Annotated in this window: 19 protein-coding genes; 16 read left to right on the top strand and 3 right to left on the bottom strand. The window is 61.8% G+C overall.

The features are described from left to right. Positions 1-7: 7 nt before the first annotated feature. The 16 genes from M2394_RS05215 to M2394_RS05140 all read left to right on the top strand — a co-directional run bounded on the left by M2394_RS05215 (position 8) and on the right by M2394_RS05140 (position 17,601). On the top strand, positions 8-715 hold the full coding sequence (locus tag M2394_RS05215; RefSeq protein ID WP_178925757.1) for a tellurite resistance TerB family protein: 708 nt from the start codon (positions 8-10) through the stop codon (positions 713-715). 211 nt (positions 716-926) lie between these two features. Then, positions 927-2,549, top strand: coding sequence for a methyl-accepting chemotaxis protein (locus M2394_RS05210; protein WP_178925756.1), 1,623 nt, complete (start codon positions 927-929; stop codon positions 2,547-2,549). Beyond that, positions 2,549-3,061, top strand: coding sequence for a chemotaxis protein CheW (locus tag M2394_RS05205; protein ID WP_259171821.1), 513 nt, complete (start codon positions 2,549-2,551; stop codon positions 3,059-3,061). The genes M2394_RS05210 and M2394_RS05205 overlap by 1 nt, the downstream gene beginning before the upstream one ends. Continuing rightward, positions 3,058-4,317 (top strand): protein-glutamate O-methyltransferase CheR, encoded by a 1,260-nt coding sequence (locus M2394_RS05200; RefSeq protein WP_259171820.1) that lies wholly within the window; start codon positions 3,058-3,060, stop codon positions 4,315-4,317. The genes M2394_RS05205 and M2394_RS05200 overlap by 4 nt, the downstream gene beginning before the upstream one ends. After that, positions 4,314-5,015, top strand: a complete 702-nt coding sequence (locus M2394_RS05195; protein ID WP_176994793.1) for a chemotaxis protein CheW — start codon at positions 4,314-4,316, stop codon at positions 5,013-5,015. Before M2394_RS05200 ends, M2394_RS05195 begins: the two co-directional genes overlap by 4 nt. Then, positions 5,012-7,297 carry a hybrid sensor histidine kinase/response regulator gene (locus M2394_RS05190; RefSeq protein WP_259171819.1) on the top strand — a complete coding sequence of 762 codons (2,286 nt, stop codon included), beginning with the start codon at positions 5,012-5,014 and terminating at the stop codon, positions 7,295-7,297. Before M2394_RS05195 ends, M2394_RS05190 begins: the two co-directional genes overlap by 4 nt. Then, complete coding sequence (locus tag M2394_RS05185; protein WP_178925751.1) at positions 7,294-8,304, top strand: chemotaxis response regulator protein-glutamate methylesterase; 1,011 nt, start codon at positions 7,294-7,296, stop codon at positions 8,302-8,304. The genes M2394_RS05190 and M2394_RS05185 overlap by 4 nt, the downstream gene beginning before the upstream one ends. A gap of 51 nt (positions 8,305-8,355) precedes the next feature. Beyond that, positions 8,356-9,357, top strand: a complete 1,002-nt coding sequence (locus tag M2394_RS05180; protein ID WP_176994790.1) for a PleD family two-component system response regulator — start codon at positions 8,356-8,358, stop codon at positions 9,355-9,357. A 939-nt stretch (positions 9,358-10,296) separates the two neighbouring features. Next, a protein-coding gene (gene prfB / locus M2394_RS05175) for a peptide chain release factor 2 (protein ID WP_098465888.1) occupies positions 10,297-11,392 on the top strand; the annotation gives its coding sequence in 2 pieces (ribosomal slippage) (positions 10,297-10,368 and positions 10,370-11,392; 1,095 coding nt in all). Positions 11,393-11,470: 78 nt separating this feature from the next. After that, positions 11,471-12,973, top strand: coding sequence for a lysine--tRNA ligase (gene lysS, locus M2394_RS05170; protein ID WP_008431110.1), 1,503 nt, complete (start codon positions 11,471-11,473; stop codon positions 12,971-12,973). Between the two features lie 106 nt (positions 12,974-13,079). Beyond that, positions 13,080-13,796, top strand: coding sequence for a TetR/AcrR family transcriptional regulator (locus M2394_RS05165; protein ID WP_176999365.1), 717 nt, complete (start codon positions 13,080-13,082; stop codon positions 13,794-13,796). A gap of 147 nt (positions 13,797-13,943) precedes the next feature. After that, positions 13,944-14,492, top strand: coding sequence for a hypothetical protein (locus tag M2394_RS05160; RefSeq protein WP_178919087.1), 549 nt, complete (start codon positions 13,944-13,946; stop codon positions 14,490-14,492). 21 nt (positions 14,493-14,513) lie between these two features. Continuing rightward, positions 14,514-15,791, top strand: coding sequence for a flavohemoglobin expression-modulating QEGLA motif protein (locus M2394_RS05155; protein WP_178919085.1), 1,278 nt, complete (start codon positions 14,514-14,516; stop codon positions 15,789-15,791). Between the two features lie 311 nt (positions 15,792-16,102). After that, a complete protein-coding gene (locus M2394_RS05150; protein WP_178919083.1) occupies positions 16,103-17,008 on the top strand; it encodes an alpha/beta hydrolase in 906 nt (301 codons plus the stop codon). Next, positions 17,005-17,331, top strand: a complete 327-nt coding sequence (locus M2394_RS05145) for a hypothetical protein (RefSeq protein ID WP_178919081.1) — start codon at positions 17,005-17,007, stop codon at positions 17,329-17,331. The genes M2394_RS05150 and M2394_RS05145 overlap by 4 nt, the downstream gene beginning before the upstream one ends. A gap of 84 nt (positions 17,332-17,415) precedes the next feature. Beyond that, positions 17,416-17,601 carry a hypothetical protein gene (locus tag M2394_RS05140; protein WP_259171818.1) on the top strand — a complete coding sequence of 62 codons (186 nt, stop codon included), beginning with the start codon at positions 17,416-17,418 and terminating at the stop codon, positions 17,599-17,601. Between the two features lie 48 nt (positions 17,602-17,649). Here M2394_RS05140 and M2394_RS05135 read toward each other — a convergent pair whose 3' ends face one another. The 3 genes from M2394_RS05135 to M2394_RS05125 form a co-directional block, all read right to left on the bottom strand. Then, complete coding sequence (locus M2394_RS05135) at positions 17,650-18,435, bottom strand: OmpA family protein (RefSeq protein ID WP_178919077.1); 786 nt, start codon at positions 18,433-18,435, stop codon at positions 17,650-17,652. 55 nt (positions 18,436-18,490) lie between these two features. Beyond that, positions 18,491-18,901 (bottom strand): DUF4398 domain-containing protein, encoded by a 411-nt coding sequence (locus tag M2394_RS05130; RefSeq protein WP_178919075.1) that lies wholly within the window; start codon positions 18,899-18,901, stop codon positions 18,491-18,493. A gap of 298 nt (positions 18,902-19,199) precedes the next feature. Next, entirely contained in the window at positions 19,200-19,544 is a 345-nt protein-coding gene (locus M2394_RS05125; protein WP_176999373.1) for a pilin assembly protein, read from the bottom strand. Between the last annotated feature and the right edge of the window lie 10 nt (positions 19,545-19,554).

Below are 19,554 nucleotides of genomic sequence, written 5' to 3'. Positions count from 1 at the left end.
GTTCCTTATGAATACCCGTGGATTGCTCGATCAGTTGCTCAAATCCGGTCAGGACATGCTGCAGAAAAAGGCCGGCGACTCGCGTAAGCAGGAGGATAAAGGCGCCCTTGGCGGCTTGCTCGGCGGTGGCGGGCTGGGCAGCCTGCTCGGTGGCGCCGGTGGGGGAGCCCTGGCGGCGGGTGCCATGGGCCTGTTGCTGGGCAATAAAAAAGCCCGCAAGTTTGGCGGAAAAGCCCTGACTTACGGCGGGCTGGCAGCACTGGGGGTGATTGCCTACAAGGCGTATGGCAATTGGCAGGCGCAACAAGCGAATGCGCCGAAAGGCGAGCCACAGACGGTCGATCGCCTGCCACCGGCCCAGGTCGAGCAGCACAGCCAGGCGATCCTCAAGGCACTGGTGGCGGCAGCCAAGGCCGACGGCCATGTGGATGAGCGTGAACGTGCGCTGATCGAAGGTGAGTTCACCAAGCTGGACAACGACCGCGAGCTGCAAGGCTGGCTGCATGCCGAGCTGAACAAACCCCTGGACCCGGCCGACGTGGCGCGGGCGGCGGGCACCCCGGAAATGGCGGCCGAGATGTACATCGCCAGCGTGATGCTAGTGGATGAGGAAAACTTCATGGAAAAAGCCTACCTCGACGAGCTGGCGCGCCAGCTGAGGCTGGAGCCAGGTTTGAAGCTGGAGCTGGAAAAACAGGTGCGCCTGAACCAGTAACCGCTGGCTTCACGCCGATCAAATTGTGGGAGCGGGCTTGCTCGCGAATACGGTTTATCAGTCACCTCTCTGCTGACTGATCCACCGCATTCGCGAGCAAGCCCGCTCCCACATTTGCTTTCTGTGATCGCTACATCAAAACCCATTGATAAATGAGGGCTTCTGCTCAGCTATACTCCCCGGCATTTGATCGGCCCTTCGAGGAATTACTGTGAAGAACTGGACCTTGCGCCAACGGATCTTGGCAAGCTTTGCGGTCATTATCGCCATCATGCTGTTAATGGTTGTGGTCTCCTATTCACGGTTGCTGAAGATTGAAGCCAGTGAAGTCGCGGTACGTGACGATGCCGTACCGGGCGTTTACCTGAGTTCGATGATCCGCAGCGCCTGGGTCGACAGCTACCTGCAGACCCTGGAATTGCTCGGCCTGCGTGACGACAAAGGCCTGACCGACGCGGACAAGGCCGACTTCAAGTCGTTTGAAGGTCGCATCCTGACGCAGATGGCCAACTACCAGAAAACCATCAACGGCCGTGAAGACCAGGCCGAGTTCGATAAATTCGAAACCCTGCACCAGGCCTACAACAAGAGCCTGGCTGTGGTGCTCGACAGCCTGCAGCGCAATGACCTCGCCGCTGCGCGCAAGGAGTTCAACACCACCCTGACGCCCGCCTGGACGGCAGGGCGCATGAAGCTCAATGACATCATTACGGAAAACAAGGACGTCGCCGACCGCGCGACCACTGCCATCGACGACGCCGTCGAGGCCGCCAAGGTCAGCATGTTCGTGTCGCTGGCATTCGCTGTCGTTGCTGCCGGCCTCTGCGGCCTGCTGTTGATGCGCGCGATCATGGCGCCGATGCAGCGCATCGTGTCGATCCTGGGCACCATGCGTGACGGTGACCTGAGCAAGCGCTTGAACCTGGAGCGCAAGGACGAGTTCAACGCGGTGGAAACCGGCTTCAACGACATGATGACCGAGCTGACCGCCCTGGTGTCCCAGGCCCAGCGCTCCTCGGTGCAGGTGACCACCTCGGTCACCGAGATTGCCGCCACCTCCAAGCAGCAACAGGCCACCGCCACCGAAACCGCTGCCACCACCACCGAAATCGGTGCCACGTCCCGCGAGATTGCCGCCACGTCCAAGGACCTGGTACGCACCATGACCGAAGTGTCCACCGCCGCCGACCAGGCTTCGGTGGCCGCCGGTTCCGGCCAGCAAGGCCTGGCCCGCATGGAAGAAACCATGCACTCGGTGATGGGCGCCGCCGACCTGGTGAACGCCAAGCTGGCGATCCTCAATGAGAAGGCCGGCAACATCAACCAGGTGGTGGTGACCATCGTCAAGGTGGCCGACCAGACCAACCTGCTGTCCCTCAATGCGGCCATCGAGGCCGAGAAGGCCGGTGAGTACGGTCGCGGCTTTGCCGTGGTGGCCACCGAAGTGCGGCGCCTGGCCGACCAGACCGCCGTGGCCACCTACGACATTGAACAGATGGTGCGCGAGATCCAGTCGGCGGTGTCGGCGGGCGTGATGGGCATGGACAAGTTCTCCGAAGAAGTGCGTCGCGGCATGTTCGAGGTGCAGCAAGTGGGCGAGCAGCTGTCGCAGATCATCCATCAGGTCCAGGCGCTGGCGCCGCGTGTGTTGATGGTCAACGAGGGCATGCAGGCCCAGGCCACCGGTGCCGAGCAGATCAACCACGCGCTGGTGCAGTTGGGCGATGCCAGCAGCCAGACCGTGGAGTCGCTGCGCCAGGCCAGCTTTGCCATTGATGAACTGAGCCAGGTTGCGGTCGGTCTGCGCAGCGGCGTGTCGCGTTTCAAAGTCTGATGAGCGACCTCGCGGCTAAACGCGGCGCCGTCCCGGCAGCGAAAAAGGCGTTGTACCTGGTGTTTCGGATCGGCCAGGAGCGCTATGCCCTCAAGGCCACGGAAGTGGCCGAGGTACTGCCGCGCCTGCCCCTCAAGCCCATTGCCCATGCGCCGGTGTGGGTGGCGGGGATCTTTGCCCACCGGGGCGTGCTGGTACCGGTCATCGACCTCAGTGCCCTCACGTTCGGCGCGGCCGCCCAGGCTCGCACCAGCACGCGCCTGGTGCTGGTCAACTATCAGCCGCAACCGTGGCTCGAAGCCCGCTGGCTGGGGCTGATCCTGGAGCAAGCCACCGACACCCTGCGTTGCGACCCCGCCGAGTTCCAGCCCTATGGCCTGGATAACCCGCAGGCGCCGTACCTGGGGCCGGTGCGCGAAGATGCCCAGGGCCTGATGCAGTGGATCGGCGTGAACGACTTGTTGAACGACGAAGTACGCACCTTGCTGTTTTCTGCCGAGCTGAGCCTATGAGCAGCGACCCGCGCTTTTCGGCCTACCTCAAGGAACGCATCGGCCTGGACGTGGCCTCGGTGGGCGAAGCCATCATCGACCGTGCGGTGCGCCAGCGCAGCCAGGCCCTGCAAACGCAGACGGCCGACCAGTACTGGCAACACCTGCAAAGCTCCCATGACGAGCAGCAAGCGCTGATCGAAGCGGTGATCGTCCCCGAGACCTGGTTCTTTCGTTACCCCGAATCGTTTGCCACCCTGGCCCGGCTCGCGGTGGCGCGCCTGGCCGAGATCAAGCAGATGCGCGCCTTGCGCATCTTGAGCCTGCCCTGTTCCACCGGCGAAGAACCCTATTCGATAGCCATGGCGTTGCTGGATGCCGGGATGGCGCCGCACCAATTCAAGGTGCTGGGCCTGGACGTGAGCCCGCTGTCGGTGGAACGCGCCCGGCGCGGGGTGTACGGCAAGAACTCGTTTCGCGGTGGCGATATCGGCTTTCGTGAACGTCACTTCACCGAACAGGCCGACGGCTATCGTATCGATGATCGCGTGCGCGAGCAGGTGCGCCTGCAAGTCGGCAACCTGCTCGACCCGGCCCTGTTGGCCAATGAGCCCACCTACGACTTTGTGTTCTGCCGCAACCTGCTGATCTACTTCGACCAGCCGACCCAGAAGCAAGTGTTCGACGTGCTCAAGGGCCTGACCCATGTGGACGGCGTGCTGTTCATCGGCCCGGCCGAGGGCAGCCTGCTGGGGCGCCACGGCATGCGCTCGATTGGCGTGCCGCAGTCCTTCGCGTTCAGCCGGCATGCGGAGCCGGTCAAGGCCGAGCCGGTGTTCGTGCCGATGCCCGCGCCGGTGCCGCAGCGCAGTGCGGCGCCGATTCCGCCCAAGCCGCGACCGTTCAGCCTTGTCCCGCCCGCCGTGACGCCGATCAAAACCGCGCAAACCGATGCGGGTCACTTGCTCAGCCAGATCGCCACCCTGGCCAACGAAGGCAAAAGTGCCGAGGCCCGTGCGGCCTGCGAACAGTATTTAAGCAACCACCCGCCCGCCGCCCAGGTGTTCTACTGGCTGGGGCTGCTCAGCGATGTGGCCGGCAGCGCCCTGGAAGCCCAGGGGTATTACCGAAAAGCCTTGTACCTGGAACCCCAGCACCCGCAAGCCTTGATGCACCTGGCTGCGTTGCTTGAATCCCAGGGCGACAATGCGGGGGCGCGCCGGTTGCAGGCGCGGGCCGCCCGCAGCGAGCGAGCTGACAGTGAGTCCAAACGATGAGTAGCCCCGACGCGCTCGATACCGCAGGCCTGGACCTGACCCTGGCCGACACCCAAGCCATCGACGACTGCTGGAACCGCATCGGCATCCACGGTGACAAGTCCTGCCCCTTGCTGGCGGAGCACATTCACTGCCGCAACTGCGCGGTGTATTCGGCGGCGGCCACGCGCCTGCTGGACCGTTATGCCCTGCAACAGGACGACCGTCGCCCCCAGGCTGAGGCCGAAGTGGCCACGGATGTGGTCACCCGTTCCCTGTTGATGTTCCGCCTCGGCGAGGAGTGGCTGGGTATCGCCACCCGCTGCCTGGTGGAAGTGGCGCCGTTGCAGCCGATTCACTCCCTGCCGCACCAACGCTCCCGTGCCTTGCTCGGCGTGGCCAACGTGCGCGGTGCGCTGGTGGCGTGCCTGTCGCTGGTGGAATTGCTTGGCCTGGACAGCACCAGCCCTGGCACCACGGGCGGGCGCGTCATGCCGCGCATGCTGATCATCGCCGCGCAGGATGGCCCGGTGGTGGTGCCGGTGGACGAAGTCGACGGTATCCATGCCATCGATGAGCGCACATTAAAAGCCGCGTCGGCCTCGGGCACCCAGGCCAGTGCGCGTTACACCCAAGGTGTGTTGCAGTGGAAAGGCCGCAGCCTGCGTTGGCTGGATGAGGCGCAATTGTTGTCCGCCGTGACCCGGAGCCTCACATGACCCCCGACCAGATGCGCGACGCCTCGCTGCTGGAACTGTTCAGCCTGGAAGCCGATGCGCAGACCCAGGTGTTGAGCGCGGGCCTGCTGGCCCTGGAACGCAACCCCACCCAGGCCGACCAGCTTGAGGCCTGCATGCGTGCGGCGCACTCGCTCAAGGGCGCGGCGCGGATTGTCGGGGTGGACGCCGGGGTCAGCGTGGCCCACGTGATGGAGGATTGCCTGGTCAGTGCCCAGGAGAGCCGCCTGTACCTGCAACCCGAACATATTGATGCGTTGCTGCAAGGCACCGACCTGCTGATGCGCATCGCCACGCCCGGCAACGACGTGGGGTCGGCGGACATTGAAGCCTATGTTGCGCTGATGGAGCGCTTGCTCGATCCATCCCAGGCGCCGGTGCAAACCGTTGCACCACCGCCGCCCGAGCCCGCGCCGGTCTCGCCGCCTGTTGTTGAGGAGCTGCCAGCGGAGCCAGAACCGGCGCCGCCGGTCAGCAGCGAGCCGCCGCGTCAGAACAAGCGCATGACCGAAGGCGGCGAGCGCGTGTTGCGAGTGACCGCCGAGCGCCTGAACAGCCTGTTGGATCTGTCCAGTAAGTCCCTGGTGGAAACCCAGCGGCTCAAGCCTTACCTGGCCAGTATGCAGCGCCTCAAGCGTATCCAGAGCCAGGGCGTGCGCGCCCTCGATACCCTGGATGGCCAGCTCAAGACGCTGGACCTGAACCTGGAAGCCCAGGAAGCCCTGGCCGATACCCGTCGGTTGTTGAGCGAGGCCCAGGCGTTGCTCGCGGAAAAAACCGCCGAGCTGGATGAGTTCGGCTGGCAGGCCGGGCAACGCGCCCAGGTGCTCTACGACACCGCGCTGGCCTGTCGTATGCGCCCGTTTGCCGATGTGCTGGCCGGGCAGGTACGCATGGTGCGGGACCTCGGCCGCAGCCTGGGCAAGCAAGTGCGCCTGGAGATCGAGGGCGAAAAGACCCAGGTCGACCGCGATGTGCTGGAAAAGCTCGAAGCGCCGCTGACCCACTTGCTGCGCAATGCCGTCGACCATGGCATCGAAACCCCCGAACAACGGATACTGGCGGGCAAGCCGGCGGAAGGCCTGATTCGTCTGCGCGCCTCCCACCAGGCCGGTTTGCTGGTGCTGGAGTTGAGCGACGATGGCAATGGTGTCGACCTTGAGCGCTTGCGCGGCACCATCGTCGACCGGCACCTGTCGCCGCTGGAAACGGCGCTGCGCCTGAGTGAAGAGGAACTGCTGACGTTCCTGTTCCTGCCGGGGTTCAGCCTGCGTGACAAAGTCACCGAAGTGTCCGGGCGTGGCGTGGGCCTGGATGCGGTGCAGCATATGGTTCGCCAACTGCGCGGTGCCGTGGTGCTGGAGCAGACAGCAGGGCAGGGCAGCCGCTTCCACCTGGAGGTGCCGCTGACCTTGTCGGTGGTGCGCAGCCTGGTGGTGGAAGTCGGCGAAGAAGCCTATGCCTTCCCGCTGGCGCACATCGAACGTATGTGCGACCTGGCGCTCGATGACATTGTGCAACTGGAAGGCCGCCAGCACTTCTGGCACGAGGGCCGGCATGTCGGCCTGGTTGCCGCCAGCCAGTTGTTGCAGCGCCCGGCGGGGCAGAGCAATGAAGAAACGCTCAAGGTGGTGGTGATCCGTGAGCGCGACGCGGTGTATGGCATTGCCGTGGAGCGCTTTATCGGCGAACGCACGTTGGTGGTGTTGCCGCTGGATGATCGCCTGGGCAAGGTCCAGGATATTTCTGCCGGGGCGTTGCTGGACGACGGCTCGGTGGTGTTGATCGTCGACGTTGAAGACATGCTGCGTTCGGTGGACAAACTGCTCAACACCGGGCGCCTGGAACGCATCGCCCGGCGCAGCCAGCAGGCCACTGAGGCGCCGCGCAAACGCGTGCTGGTGGTGGATGACTCGCTGACCGTGCGTGAGCTGCAACGCAAATTGTTACTTAATCGTGGTTATGAAGTGGCCGTTGCGGTCGATGGCATGGACGGCTGGAACGCGTTGCGCTCCGAAGACTTCGACCTGCTCATCACTGACATTGATATGCCTCGTATGGACGGTATTGAATTGGTCACACTCCTGCGCCGTGACAGTCGCCTGCAATCGTTGCCGGTGATGGTGGTGTCGTACAAGGATCGCGAAGAAGACCGGCGCCGTGGACTGGACGCCGGCGCGGACTATTATCTAGCCAAGGCCAGTTTCCACGATGACGCCCTGCTGGACGCCGTGGTCGAGCTGATTGGAGGTGCCCGGGCATGAGGATTGCGATCGTCAATGACATGCCCCTGGCGGTGGAGGCGTTGCGCCGTGCCCTGAGTTTCGAGCCCGCGCATCAAGTCGTCTGGGTGGCCAGCAATGGCCTTGAAGCCGTGCAGCGTTGCGCCGAGCTGACCCCGGACTTGATCCTGATGGACCTGATCATGCCGGTGATGGATGGCGTCGAGGCCACCCGGCAGATCATGGCCGAGACACCGTGCGCGATTCTCTTGGTGACTGTCGACCGCCAGGCCAATATGAGCCGGGTATTCGAGGCCATGGGCCACGGCGCGCTGGATGTGGTGGACACCCCCGCGCTCGGCGTGGGCAACCCCAAGGATGCGGCGGCGCCGTTGCTGCGCAAAATCCTCAATATTGGCTGGCTGATCGGTCAGCGTGGCAGCCGCGTGCGCGCCGAAACTGCGCCCCAACGCACCGCCAGCAAACGCCAGAGCCTGGTGGCCATTGGTTCTTCGGCGGGCGGCCCGGCTGCCCTGGAAATCCTGCTCAAGGGTTTGCCACGGGACTTTCCGGCCGCCATTGTGCTGGTGCAGCATGTGGACCAGGTGTTCGCTGCGGGCATGGCCGAGTGGCTGGGCAGCGCCTCCGGCCTGCCGGTGCGCCTGGCCCGCGAAGGCGAGCCGCCGCAAAGTGGCGTGGTGTTGCTGGCCGGCACCAACCATCATATTCGCCTGTTGAAAAATGGCACGCTAGCCTATACCGCAGAGCCGGTGAACGAGATTTACCGGCCGTCCATCGACGTGTTTTTCGAGAGCGTCGCCAGCCACTGGGACGGTGACGCCGTCGGTGTACTGCTGACGGGCATGGGCCGCGACGGCGCCCAGGGCCTGAAGTTGTTGCGTGAACAAGGATATTTGACCATCGCCCAGGATCAGCAGAGCTCAGCGGTGTATGGCATGCCCAAAGCGGCGGCGGCGATTGACGCTGCTGTTGAAATTCGCCCACTGGATAGAATTGCGCCCCGACTGATGGAGGTCTTTGCAAAATGATCGCGACCTCCCGCAGTGCTGGCTTGCTGGTAGTAATTCAGGTGACTGCACATGAATGATTTACAGATCGACGACATCAAGACCGACGAAAACGCCGCCATGGTGTTGCTGGTCGATGACCAGGCCATGATCGGCGAAGCCGTGCGGCGTGGCCTGGCCCATGAAGAAAACATCGACTTCCACTTCTGCGCCGACCCGCACCAGGCGATTGCCCAGGCGATCCGCATCAAGCCGACTGTGATCCTCCAAGACCTGGTGATGCCCGGCCTGGACGGCCTGACGCTGGTGCGCGAGTACCGCAACCACCCTGCCACGGCCAATATCCCGATCATCGTGCTGTCCACCAAGGAAGACCCGCTGATCAAGAGCGCGGCGTTCTCGGCCGGTGCCAACGACTACCTGGTGAAGTTACCGGACAACATCGAACTGGTGGCGCGCATCCGCTATCACTCGCGCTCCTACATGACCCTGTTGCAGCGCGACGCGGCCTACCGTGCGCTGCGGGTCAGCCAGCAGCAACTGCTCGACACCAACCTGGTGCTGCAACGCCTGATGAACTCCGATGGCCTGACCGGGCTGTCCAACCGTCGCCACTTCGACGAATACCTGGAGCTGGAGTGGCGCCGTGCCATGCGTGACCAGACCCAGTTGTCGCTGCTGATGATCGATGTGGACTTCTTCAAGACCTACAACGACAGTTTTGGGCATGTCGAAGGTGATGAAGCGTTGCGTAAAGTCGCGGCGACCATCCGCGAAGCCAGCAGCCGGCCTTCGGATCTGCCGGCGCGTTATGGTGGTGAAGAGTTTGCGTTGGTATTGCCGAATACCTCGCCGGGTGGTGCGCGTTTGGTGGCTGAGAAGCTGCGCATGGCGGTGGCGGCGCTGAAAATCCCGCACATTGCCCCGGCGGAAGGCTCCAGCCTGACCATCAGCATTGGCTTGTCGACGGTGACCCCGCAGCAGGGGACCGATTGCCGGCAACTGATCATGGCGGCGGACAAGGGGCTGTATACGGCCAAGCATAATGGGCGTAATCAGGTGGGGATTGAGTAGGCGCCTTTGAGTACATATCCGTTGCTGCGGTAACGGCTGATATGGGTTCCGCCCTTACGGCGGGTCACTTTTGATAGAGCCCAAAAGTAACCAAAAGGCTCTTGCCCCAACACTCGGCACCTCGCCTAGGCTCGGTGTGCCCGAACGCAGGCTTGAATCCGTGGGCCGCCGCCACGCGCCATCCATGGCGCGGGGCGGCTAACCCGGCGTCCTGCCGGGTTACCCACGGATTCAAACCTGCGTTCGGCCAGCGTGTTTAACGGGGCGCCTAAGATCAAAATCAAAAGCAAAAGCACGGCGGCCTAGTAGCCGACCTGAGTGGTTGGATCAAAAGCAGGTACGTGTAGGCGCTGGCTTGCCGGCGATGCAGGCAACTCGGAGAGTCAGGTACACCCAGTCGATGCCATCGCAGGCAAGCCAGCTCCCACAGTGAGGGCGCCGCGTCAGGTACCTTGGTACACCCGAAAACCCCGATCAACCCCCTCAAAGCTCTTCGCTCTTGATCCACACCACTCAAGCCGGCTGTCAGGCCGCTGTGCTTTTGCTTTTGATCTTGATTTTGATCTGAGGCGCCCCGTCAAACACGCTGGCCGGAATTCGGCAGGGATTTGGGGGGTAAACCGGCAGGGATGCCGGTTTAGCCGCCCCGCGCCATGGATGGCGCGTGGCGGCGGCCCCCCAAATCACTGTCGGATTACGGGCACACCGAGCGTGAGCGAGGTGCCGAGTGTTGGGGCAAGAGCCCTTTGGTTACTTTGGGGCTCTTTTCCAAAGTGACCCGCCGTAAGGGCGGAACCAATACCCGCCATCACCCAAATAACGGATATGTACACCACCAACCCCCCCCCCCAACCCTTTTCGCCCAGCGGACTGCCGCTCCCCCCCATTTCCCGTTATACTCGCCGGCTTTCAAAAGTTCGCCAACGAGTGCTGCCCGCCATGGAAATCAACCCGATCCTTAACACCATCAAGGACCTGTCCGAGCGCTCCGAAACTATTCGGGGGTATCTTTGACTACGATCAAAAGCATGAGCGTCTGACCGAAGTCAATCGCGAGCTTGAAGATCCGAGCGTCTGGAACAAACCTGAATACGCCCAGGAATTGGGCCGCGAGCGCGCTGCGCTGGCGCAGATTGTCGACACCCTCGACGAACTGAACACCGGTCTGGCCGATTGCCGTGACCTGCTGGACATGGCCGTCGAAGAAAACGACGAAGGCGCAGTGGGCGATGTCGTCGCCGAGCTGGCCCGTCTCGAGGAAAACCTCGCCAAGCTTGAATTTCGCCGCATGTTCAGCCATGAAATGGACCCGAACAACGCTTACCTGGATATCCAGGCCGGCTCCGGTGGCACCGAGGCCCAGGACTGGGCCAACATCCTGCTGCGCATGTACCTGCGCTGGGCGGACAAACGCGGTTTCGACGCGACCATCATGGAACTGTCGGCCGGTGAAGTCGCCGGTATCAAGGGCGCGACCGTGCACATCAAGGGCGAATACGCCTTTGGCTGGTTGCGGACCGAGATCGGCGTGCACCGTCTGGTGCGCAAGAGCCCGTTCGACTCCGGCAACCGTCGCCACACGTCGTTCTCCGCTGTGTTCGTCTCGCCAGAGATCGACGACAAGGTGGAAATCGAGATCAACCCGGCTGATCTGCGGATCGACACCTACCGTTCCTCCGGTGCCGGTGGTCAGCACGTAAACACCACCGACTCGGCCGTACGTATCACCCACGTACCGACCAACACCGTGGTCAGCTGCCAGAACGAACGTTCCCAGCACGCCAACAAGGACACCGCCATGAAAATGCTGCGGGCCAAGTTGTACGAGCAGGAAATGCAGAAACGCAACGCCGCGTCGCAAGCGCTGGAAGACACCAAGTCGGACATCGGCTGGGGTCACCAGATCCGCTCCTATGTGCTCGATGCGTCGCGGATCAAGGATCTGCGCACTAACATCGAACGCAGCGACTGCGACAAGGTGCTCGACGGCGACATCGACGAATACCTGGAAGCCAGCCTGAAATCAGGCCTGTAACACCCCTGTAGGAGCCGGCTTGCCGGCGATCCCCGGCCGCAGGCCGGGGGCAACGAACCTGATGGAAAATCTAAAGACATGAGCGACCAACAACTCGACCCGCAAGCCCTGCAACAGGAAGAAAACTCCCTGATCGCCCTGCGCAAGGAAAAGCTTGCTGCCGAGCGCGCCAAGGGCAATGCCTTCCCCAACGACTTCCGCCGCGAAAACTACTGCGATGCCTTGCAGAAACAGTACGCGGACAAGACCAAGGAAGAGCTGGCAGAGGCTGCGATCCCGGTCAAGGTGGCAGGTCGCATCATGCTCAACCGTGGCTCGTTCATGGTGATCCAGGACATGACCGGTCGCATCCAGGTCTACGTCAACCGCAAGACGCTGTCCGAAGAAACCCTGGCCTCGGTGAAAACCTGGGACATGGGCGACATCATCGCGGCCGAAGGCACCCTGGCCCGCTCCGGCAAGGGCGACCTGTACGTTGAAATGACCAGCGTGCGCCTGCTGACCAAGTCCTTGCGCCCGCTGCCGGACAAGCACCACGGCCTGACCGACACCGAGCAGCGCTACCGCCAGCGCTACGTTGACCTGATCGTCAACGAAGAAGTACGCCAGACCTTCCGCGTACGTTCGCAAGTAATCGCCCACATCCGCAGCTTCCTGATGAAGCGTGACTTCCTGGAAGTGGAAACCCCGATGCTGCAAACCATCCCCGGTGGTGCCGCAGCCAAGCCGTTCGAAACCCACCACAATGCGCTGGACATGGAAATGTTCCTGCGTATCGCGCCAGAGCTGTATCTGAAGCGCCTGGTGGTTGGCGGCTTCGAAAAAGTGTTCGAGATCAACCGCAACTTCCGTAACGAAGGCGTTTCCACTCGTCACAACCCCGAATTCACCATGTTGGAGTTCTACCAGGCCTACGCCGACTACGAAGACAACATGGACCTGACCGAAGAACTGTTCCGCGAGCTGGCACAGCTGGTCCTGGGCAGCACCGACGTGCCGTACGGCGACAAGGTGTTCCACTTCGGCGAACCGTTCGTGCGCCTGTCGGTGTTCGACTCGATCCTCAAGTACAACCCTGAGCTGACCGCCGACGACCTCAACGACATCGACAAGGCCCGTGCCATTGCCAAGAAAGCCGGCGCCAAGGTGCTGGGCTTCGAAGGCCTGGGCAAGCTGCAGGTGATGATTTTCGAAGAACTGGTGGAGCACAAGCTGGAACAGCCGCACTTCATTACCCAGTACCCGTTCGAAGTGTCGCCGCTGGCCCGTCGCAACGACGACAACCCGAACGTCACCGACCGTTTCGAGCTGTTCATCGGCGGCCGCGAAATCGCCAACGCCTACTCCGAGCTTAACGACGCAGAAGACCAGGCCGAGCGCTTCATGGCCCAGGTGGCCGACAAGGATGCTGGCGACGACGAAGCCATGCACTACGACGCCGACTTCGTGCGTGCCCTGGAATACGGCATGCCGCCAACGGCCGGTGAAGGTATCGGCATCGACCGCCTGGTGATGCTGTTGACCAACTCGCCGTCGATCCGCGACGTGATCTTGTTCCCGCACATGCGGCCACAAGCGTAACCGTAGCGAAATCCGAAGCCGCCTTTTATAAGGCGGCTTTTTTATGTGGCGTTAATAAGCGTCAAGCGAACAGCGCCAGGTTTTGATCTATTCAAGGATGTGTGTCGTGAACCGCGTAATGGCTCAAGAAGGCGCCGCCGGCATTGCGGCTGCCGTGGCTGAAAGTGTCCAGTACCAGGGCCGCAAGGCCAGTCGCCGGGGCAGCGAGCAACGCAGGCAAGACATTCTCGATGCGGCCATGCGCATCGTGGTCCGCGAAGGCGTGCGTGCGGTACGTCACCGGGCGGTGGCGGCGGAGGCGGGGGTGCCGTTGTCGGCCACGACCTACTATTTCAAGGACATCGACGACCTGCTCACCGATACCTTCGCCCAGTACGTCGAACGCAGCGCCGCCTTCATGGGCAAGCTGTGGGTGCGCAACGAAGGGCTGCTGCGTGAGATGGTCGCCTACGGTGATGGCAGCCCGCAGTCACGCTCGCAACTGGCCGATGACATTGCGCGCCTGACCGCCGACTACGTGATGCGCCAACTGACCAACCGCCGCGAACACCTGATGGCTGAACTGGCTTTTCGCCAGGAAGCCCTGCTGAACCCGCGCCTGGCGGAGCTGGTGCGCTCCCACCAACAAATCCTGCTGCAGGGCACTGGGCAGTTTTTCCAGGTATTGGGCTCCCGAGAGCCGCAACAGGATGCCAAAGTGTTGACGGCGATAATCAGTCGGATGGAATATCAGGGCCTGCTGGGCGGCGCAGAGCCTCTGACCGGTGAAGAGATGCTTGAGATCCTCAAGCGTTACATGCATTTGGTGTTGGCCTCGGTCTAGACGAAGACGGGATTTGCTTTGTGTGGGAGCGGGCTTGCTCGCGAATGCGCAGTGTCAGTCGATACATGTTTGGCTGAACCACTGCTTTCGCGAGCAAGCCCGCTCCCACATAAAGCGGTTCACCCTATACCACCCGTGGAGTACTTGATGAAAACCTGGCGCGTCGCGGTAATCGCCTTATCGTTCCTGCTACTGAGCGGTTGCCTGGTGACCTTCAAGGACCCGCTGCCGGCCCACGAAGCCGCGCCGTCCGGGCTGATCGGCCAGTGGGCCAGCAAAAACGCCTGGGGCGAACCGCTCAACCTGCACATTACCGCCGCCGGTGATCACCGTTACAAAGCCGTGAGCTACCCTACAGGCAAACCGGGCCAGCGCGATGAGTACCTGTTTACCGTGTCGCGCCACGGCAGCCGCTGGTATTTGTCGGCAGCGTTGCCGGCAAAACTCGGTGGGCATTACATCCTGGCCGGCTTCGAATTCGACGAAAAACACGAATTAGTGGTCTACAACCTGGACCTGGAGCAGATCCACCAGGCCATCGGCCAGAAGGCCTTGCATGGCGCCACCGTGGACACCGTCGAAGGTGCCGGTGTCGTGGTCGACAGCCCCATGGACCAGGTGTTTGCCTATCTGGATGACCCGGCCAATGCCGATGTGTTCGTTGAAGCCGTGCGCTACCAGCGCTCGGGCAAATAACGTTTAAAGAGGAAGCAACGGGTGGACGATTACCAGCAGACGATACGCACCTTGTCTGATCGCATTGTGCTGGCGCAAACACCGATTCGCGTCCTCGACGCCGTGAAGTGGGACGAGAACATTCGCCAGGGTTTCCTCAAGGCCAAGGGCAAGGCCATGCCTGCCGTAGACCGTGATTACTACCTGAACCGGCCGCTGTCGTTCGATTCCAGCGCGGTAAAGCTGGAGTTCCAGAACATCGAGCGCGACATCACCCGTCGCCTCGGCCAGTTCAGCCCGGTGGGGCAGATCATGCGCCGCATGTGCAAGGAATATCGCATGGTGGTGCGCATGCTCGAAGCGCGCGGCACCGAGGACTTCGGGCTGATTTCCCAGGAGCTGTACGGCGCCGCGTCCGATGCGTTTCACGCCGGCGACCCGACGCTGGCCGACCTGGGCCTGATGCTCTCCGACTACCTCAACAACATCGACGGCCGCGGCGACTTGAAGGATGAGGCCAAGACCCTCACCGCCAAGGACGCCGTCAGCTTGTTGCAAACCCGCCTGAACAAGGTGTTCGGCGAAGCCGAAGAGACCATCCGCGTGTTCGAGTCCGACGGTATCGTCGCCGACGCCGCGGCGGGTGCCGACTACATCAAGATTCGCGCCGACGCGATGTTCAATGACCGCGATGTGCGCGCCCTGGAAGTGCATGAAGGCCTGGTGCACGTCGGCACCACCCTCAACGGCCAGAACCAGCCGATCTGCACCTTCCTGTCCAAGGGCCCGCCGTCGTCCACCGTGACCCAGGAAGGCCTGGCGATCCTGATGGAGATCATCACGTTCGCCTCCTACCCGAGTCGCCTGCGCAAACTCACCAACCGCACCCGCGCCATCCACATGGTGGAGGAGGGCGCCGACTTCCTGCAGGTGTTCGAATTCTTCCGCGAGCAAGGCTTTGAAATGGCCGAAAGCTACGGCAACGCCAGTCGCGTCTTCCGTGGCTCGGTGCCGACCGGTCTGCCGTTTACCAAGGATTTGTCCTACCTCAAGGGCTTTATCATGGTCTACAACTACATCCAGCTGGCCGTGCGCAAAGGCAAGCTGGAGCAAGTGCCGCTGCTGTTCTGCGGCAAGACCACTTTGGAAGACATGCGCACCCTGCGCCAATTGGTGGATGAAGGCCTGGTGGTGCCGCCTAAGTACCTGCCGGAACAATTCCGCGACATGAATGCACTGGCGGCCTGGATGTGTTTCTCCAACTTCCTCAACCACTTGAGCCTGGACCGGATCGAGGCGGACTACTCCAATATCCTCTGACGGCACCCCATCACCCTGTAGGCGCCGGATTGCCGGCGATAGCGGTGCATCAGCCACCCGTGTTTTAGCTGAAAAAAACGCCATCGTCGGCAAGCCGGCGCCTACAGGGTTAATGGTTGTGGCTGACGAAACCGAACCAAAATGTGGGTTTTGCTGGTTCAGGCTGACGAAACCGGTTCAAAAATGTGGGAGCTGGCTTGCCTGCGAAAGCGGTCTTTCAGCTAAAGCAACGGCGACTGATACACCGTTATCGCCAGCAAGCCGGCGCCTACAGGTGACCTTCTGCGCTCTCAATTACGAGGTTTCAACGGATGAGAATCCTCGGCATTCTATGCCTGCTACTCACTTTGAACGGCTGCAGCTCCCTGCTGTTCTACCCCGAACCCGGCCTGCCGTTCACGCCGGAAAAAGCCCACTTGGCCTACCGCGACGTCACTGTGGTCACCGCCGACGGCGTGAAGCTGCACGCCTGGTGGCTACCGGCCAAGCCCGGCGTGCCGCTCAAGGGCACGGTGCTGCACCTGCATGGCAACGGCGGCAACCTGGCCTGGCACCTGGGGGGGAGCTGGTGGTTGCCGGAGCAGGGCTATCAAGTGCTGCTGCTGGACTATCGTGGTTATGGCCTGTCCGAAGGCAAGCCGTCATTGCCAGCGATCTACCAGGACATCGATGCGGCGTTCAACTGGCTCGACAAGGCGCCTGAAACCCAAGGCCAGCCGGTGATCGTACTGGGCCAGAGCCTGGGCGGTGCGCTGGCGGTGCATTACCTGGCGGCCCACCCCGAGCGCCAGCCCCGGATAAAGGCCTTGGTACTGGACGGCGTGCCGGCCAGTTATCGTGACGTAGGACAATTCGCCCTCAGCACCTCGTGGTTAACATGGCCTTTCCAGGTACCCTTGTCCTGGCTGGTGCCGGACGCCGACAGTGCGATCAACGCCATGCCGCAGCTGACCGGTGTGCCGAAGTTGCTGTTCCACAGCCTGGATGATCCGATTGTGCCGCTGTCCAACGGCATCCGCCTGTACCAGGCCGCGCCACCACCCAGGGTGCTGCAACTGACCCGTGGCGGGCATGTGCAGACTTTTGCCGACAAGACTTGGCAAACCGTGATGCTGCGTTATCTGGACGACCCACAGCACTTCAACGGCCTGCGCCGCCTGGGCGAGATTCCGAATTACCCCCTTCCTAACATTGATTCATCAGAGAGCCCGCAATGAGCGAAGAACGCAATATGATCCCGCTGATCCTCACCGGTATCGGCACCATCATCGGCACAGTCGGTTGCCTGTGGTACTACGGTTACCTGCACTTCGCCAAGCCGGAAGACGCGTTGCTGCTCAGCGACTTCACCCTGCTCAAGACCATCCCCGGCGAGGACTACAAGATTTCCCTGACCCCGGCCGCACAAGTGGCGCAGTGCGTCGATGGCGTGCTGGTGATGTTCGACACCGAGCAAAAAGGCCTCAGCGGCGTGCTGGTGAACAACAAGAAGCAAGCGGTGCGTTGCATGGGCCAGGAGACGCCACAGCTGGAGCAATAACGCCGATTTTGGAAATATCTGGAACCGTATTGCGCAAGACGCCACAGATCCCCTGGTAACTTTTGCAGAACGGGGGAAGGGACGGTGGCGATAACCATTGGCGCGATACGCAACATGCTGGATATGGCCAGGGGGCAGGAGGCGCTGGAGCGTGAGGATGCACAAGTCGATGCGCTCAGTGAGCTGTTGGAGAAACTCTCGGACAATGCCTATGGCGTGAAGGCAATCGAACTGCCGGACGAGGCGGACGTTCCCATCACCTTTGGCTAGCCAAAAAAAACCCACCATAAGGTGGGTTTTTTGTAGCGCCGGGACGACTCAGTAAGCGACGGAAGACCGTGGCTTGACCGGCTGGTTGTCGTTGGAAATGGTGACTTCCACACGGCGGTTCATGGCGCGGCCCGATACGCTGCCGTTGTCGGCAACCGGGTATTCCTTGCCATAACCCTGGGTCACGATGCGCGAGATATCCACACCTTGTTGCGCCAGTGCACGTTGCACGGAAGCCGCGCGACGCTCCGACAGGCTCTGGTTGTACGCATCGGAACCGGTGCTGTCGGTGTAGCCTTCGACGATCACTTTACGGTCCGGGTTGTCGCGCAGGAACTGCGCCAGCTTGGTGATGTTCACCAGGCCGCTGGACTTGAGGTCGGACTTGTTGGTGGCAAACAGCACGTCACCAAAGGTCACCAGCGTACCGCGATCGGTCTGCTTGGCATTCAAGCTGTCTTGCAGTTGTTTGATCTGCGCGTCACGGGCTTGCAGCAGGGCGCGGGCACGTTCGTCACCGGCGTTTTTCAACTTGGCTTCGGATTCGCGCAGCACGATGGTGTCTTTGGCCACTTCAACGCGCTGGTTGGTCAGGTAGGCCAGTTGGTCGACTTTCTTCTGGTCTTCGTTGTCGCGGTAGGCTTTGTCAGCCTTGTCCAGCCATTCGCTGGCGTCCTTGGTTTCCAGCGCCGCGAGCTTGGTGGCCTGCGGGTTGGTCTGCAGGGACGAGAAGTTGGTCCGTGCGTTTTCCAGGTTCGCGTTCGGCGGGGTGGAGCACGCCGCCAGGGCAACGCTCATCGCCAGCAGGGCAGGGATCATCAATTGTTTACGCATAGTCGTGTCGTCCTTTCAATTCGATATCGGGTGCAATGCAATCAGGGGCGGCGGCTTATTGCTGCGGGATAACAGCCGGGCGCATGCCTTCCTGACGCAGCTCCTGAACAGCTTTCTGGGAGTCCTTCACAGCCTGTTCGGCCTTGGCGGCCTGGGACTTGCGTTCGGCGACGCGAGCGTCCCATTCGGCTTGTTCGGCCAGGCGACGGGCTTCGTCATAGTTCTTGTCGTGCATGGCGATTTCGGCTTGTTTGAGCTTGTCCTGGGCCGACTTCATTTCCACGGCGGCGTATTCGGTACCGCCGGCGCTGACGGCGCTGTTGACCGCCGATTGGGTGACCGCGTATTGCTCGGTCGGCGGGTTACCGGCGCAGCCCGCCAGAACGAAGCTGGTGCCGATTGCCAGCGCGGCCAATTTGAGCCCGCGCAGGTGGTTAAACGAGGATTTGGCAGTGCTGGTCTTCATCGTCTTCAACTCCATTGGATAACTCCTGAAAAACATCAACATCCATCTCAGGTGGTCAGCGGCCGAGGGCCCGGCAGTGATGCGCGTGGCGCCTTTCAAACGGCTGTTCCAAGTGATGGCTTACTCGGTGTGACCGAAGGCTTTTTTGAATAGTTCAGAGAAGATGGCGATTTGCCTAAAAAAATATCTGACTGTTTGGTCAGCGTATAAAAGTTGGAACTTTCAAGGCGCGCAGCGGTACACCGAGCCTCTGTGAGGCCCGGAATACGCGGGTCAGGTGGGATTCAGCGGATGTTTATCAGTGCTTCTTCTCGTCAGCACTGGCTGACAAATCATGTAGATAGCGCCGTGACAAGGTGAGAAAGCGCGGCGTAGGGCCGACGTCTTCGTACAGCGGATCGCCCTCTTCATCGGTGGCAATCACCTGTTGCCCCTTGATGTAGGGAAAGCTCGCTTCCAGCTCTTCCAGGGCGGCGCCGATCAGCTCGCCGAGCAGCTCTTCAGTGCGGCGCTTGGGGTACATCTCGGCAATGGCCGCCAGGCGTGCGGCAGATTCCACATCCAGGTGGATCGCGTATTCAGTCTTGGTCAGGCGACCCTTGGCATTCTCTTCCCACTGTTGGGCCAATTCTCGAATTTTCATGGCAACCTCA

The sequence above is a fragment of the Pseudomonas sp. BIGb0164 genome (assembly GCF_024810135.1).
Taxonomy (GTDB): domain Bacteria; phylum Pseudomonadota; class Gammaproteobacteria; order Pseudomonadales; family Pseudomonadaceae; genus Aquipseudomonas.
This window is presented reverse-complemented; position numbering and strand designations above follow the sequence as displayed.

What these genes read in the sequence shown, in the direction of transcription:
- M2394_RS05215 (WP_178925757.1), top strand. Translation starts at nt 8, where the DNA reads ATGAATACCCGTGGATTGCTCGATCAGTTGCTCAAATCCGGTCAGGAC.
- M2394_RS05205 (WP_259171821.1), top strand. Translation starts at nt 2,549, where the DNA reads ATGAGCGACCTCGCGGCTAAACGCGGCGCCGTCCCGGCAGCGAAAAAG.
- M2394_RS05200 (WP_259171820.1), top strand. Translation starts at nt 3,058, where the DNA reads ATGAGCAGCGACCCGCGCTTTTCGGCCTACCTCAAGGAACGCATCGGC.
- M2394_RS05195 (WP_176994793.1), top strand. Translation starts at nt 4,314, where the DNA reads ATGAGTAGCCCCGACGCGCTCGATACCGCAGGCCTGGACCTGACCCTG.
- M2394_RS05190 (WP_259171819.1), top strand. Translation starts at nt 5,012, where the DNA reads ATGACCCCCGACCAGATGCGCGACGCCTCGCTGCTGGAACTGTTCAGC.
- M2394_RS05185 (WP_178925751.1), top strand. Translation starts at nt 7,294, where the DNA reads ATGAGGATTGCGATCGTCAATGACATGCCCCTGGCGGTGGAGGCGTTG.
- M2394_RS05180 (WP_176994790.1), top strand. Translation starts at nt 8,356, where the DNA reads ATGAATGATTTACAGATCGACGACATCAAGACCGACGAAAACGCCGCC.
- lysS (WP_008431110.1), top strand. Translation starts at nt 11,471, where the DNA reads ATGAGCGACCAACAACTCGACCCGCAAGCCCTGCAACAGGAAGAAAAC.
- M2394_RS05160 (WP_178919087.1), top strand. Translation starts at nt 13,944, where the DNA reads ATGAAAACCTGGCGCGTCGCGGTAATCGCCTTATCGTTCCTGCTACTG.
- M2394_RS05150 (WP_178919083.1), top strand. Translation starts at nt 16,103, where the DNA reads ATGAGAATCCTCGGCATTCTATGCCTGCTACTCACTTTGAACGGCTGC.
- M2394_RS05145 (WP_178919081.1), top strand. Translation starts at nt 17,005, where the DNA reads ATGAGCGAAGAACGCAATATGATCCCGCTGATCCTCACCGGTATCGGC.
- M2394_RS05135 (WP_178919077.1), bottom strand. Translation starts at nt 18,435, where the DNA reads ATGCGTAAACAATTGATGATCCCTGCCCTGCTGGCGATGAGCGTTGCC.
- M2394_RS05130 (WP_178919075.1), bottom strand. Translation starts at nt 18,901, where the DNA reads ATGAAGACCAGCACTGCCAAATCCTCGTTTAACCACCTGCGCGGGCTC.
- M2394_RS05125 (WP_176999373.1), bottom strand. Translation starts at nt 19,544, where the DNA reads ATGAAAATTCGAGAATTGGCCCAACAGTGGGAAGAGAATGCCAAGGGT.